This is a genomic window from Klebsiella sp. EMBS2024 (assembly GCF_036233805.1).
In the GTDB taxonomy this organism is placed as follows: Bacteria; Pseudomonadota; Gammaproteobacteria; order Enterobacterales; family Enterobacteriaceae; genus Klebsiella; species Klebsiella pneumoniae.
The window spans coordinates 110,140-111,879 of record NZ_JAZARW010000002.1 but is presented as its reverse complement, the minus strand read 5'-3'; the positions used below and the strand labels follow the sequence as shown (position 1 = coordinate 111,879).

The 1,740-nt window shown below is 56.4% G+C and carries 3 protein-coding genes; all 3 read left to right on the top strand.

Going from position 1 to position 1,740, the window contains the following annotated elements; translation table 11 throughout:
* Positions 1-199 (top strand): S24 family peptidase (locus VZP09_RS24660; protein ID WP_019704487.1); only part of this gene is annotated, 199 nt, incomplete at its 5' end.
* On the top strand, positions 199-1,470 hold the full coding sequence (locus tag VZP09_RS24655; protein WP_004187101.1) for a Y-family DNA polymerase: 1,272 nt from the start codon (positions 199-201) through the stop codon (positions 1,468-1,470). The genes VZP09_RS24660 and VZP09_RS24655, both read left to right, overlap by 1 nt.
* Positions 1,471-1,548: 78 nt before the next feature.
* The coding region (locus tag VZP09_RS24650; RefSeq protein ID WP_328795524.1) for a type II toxin-antitoxin system Phd/YefM family antitoxin at positions 1,549-1,740 on the top strand (192 nt) is incomplete at its 3' end.

Genomic DNA, 1,740 nt, shown 5'->3' with positions numbered 1-1,740 from the left:
AGCAGAACAGCCGCGGCACGGGGATATTGTTATCGCGGAAATTGAGGGTGAATTCACCGTAAAACGCCTGCTTCTGACGCCGCGGCCAGCCCTGCAGGCGATGAACCCGGACTTCCCTTCCCTGTACCCGGATCCGGAAACGCTGCAAATTTTCGGCGTGGTGACGGCCTTCATTCATAAAACCCGGAGGGCAGACTGATGTTCGCCCTGGCCGACGTCAACTCCTTCTACGCCAGTTGCGAGAAGGTTTTCAGGCCGGATTTGCGCGGCAAACCTGTCGTCGTTCTCAGTAACAACGATGGCTGCGTTATTGCCCGGAGTGCTGAAGCCAAACGGCTGGGTATAAAGATGGGAACCCCCTGGTTCCAGCTCAAAGAGGCGCAGTTTCCTGAAAAACTGTACGTTTTTTCCAGCAACTACGAGCTCTACGCGAGCCTGAGTAACCGTGTGGTCGCCCTGCTGGAAGAGCTGTCGCCCCGCGTCGAACAATACTCAATTGACGAATGTTTCCTGGATGCCCGGGGAATTAGCCACTGTATGGATCTGGAGGATTTTGGCAGGCAGCTGCGTGGGCATGTTCTCAGTGGAACCGGACTGACGATCGGTGTCGGCTTCGGCGCCACAAAAACACTGGCCAAATCGGCGCAGTGGGCGTCAAAGGAATGGCCACAATTCAGTGGGGTGCTGGCGCTGTCGCCCGAAAATCCACGCAGAACGGCAAAATTACTCAGCCTACAGCCGGTGGAAGAAATCTGGGGCGTGGGGAACCGGATAGCGAAAAAGCTGCACGTTATGGGGATCACCACCGCCCTGCAGCTGTCGCTGACGAACCCTACATTTATCTGGAAAAACTTCAACGTAGTGCTGGAGCGCACGGTACGTGAGCTGAACGGCGAGAGTTGCATTTCGCTGGAGGAAGCGCCGCCGCCGAAACAGCAGATTGTCTGCAGTCGCAGCTTCGGGCAGCGGATCACCACCTACGGAGAAATGCGCCAGGCCGTCTGCCAGTATGCCGAGCGCGCGGCGGAAAAGTTGCGCGGTGAGCGACAGTACTGCCGGCATATCAGCACCTTCATCAAGACATCCCCTTTTGCGGTTAATGAGCCGTATTACGGTAACGTGGCCACGGAAAAACTGAACACCCCTACCCGTGACACCCGGGACATTATCGCGGCAGCGGTCAGGTCTCTGGACAGGATCTGGCTCGATGGCCACCGCTACGCAAAAGCGGGGATAATGCTCAATGATTTCAGTCCGAACGGCGTCGCGCAGCTGAATCTGTTCGATGACGTGCAGCCACGGCCGCACAGCGATGCGCTGATGAAGGTACTCGACGGCATTAATCATTCCGGACTCGGGAAAGTCTGGTTTGCCGGACGGGGTATTGCGCCGGACTGGCAGATGAAACGGGAGATGCTGTCACCGGCATATACCACACGCTGGAAGGAGCTGCCGGTTGCCCGTTTCTGACCGTTGAAATGACAGAAGGGACTTGCCGCCAGAGCTTACTTTACCGATCATACAGGTGACTTGTCTCAGGGGGGAACCATGACAAATATCATTCTGTGTGATGTGACTGCCAGCGTCAGCGAACTTAAAAACGATCCGGTGGCCACCGCCAGTGCCCGCGGCGGCTACCCGGTCGAGATAATTGACCGTAACCGCCATGTTTTTTATTGTGTGCCCGCGGCTTTGTATGAACAAATGCTCGATGAGCTGGACGAAAAAGACCTGGTGCAA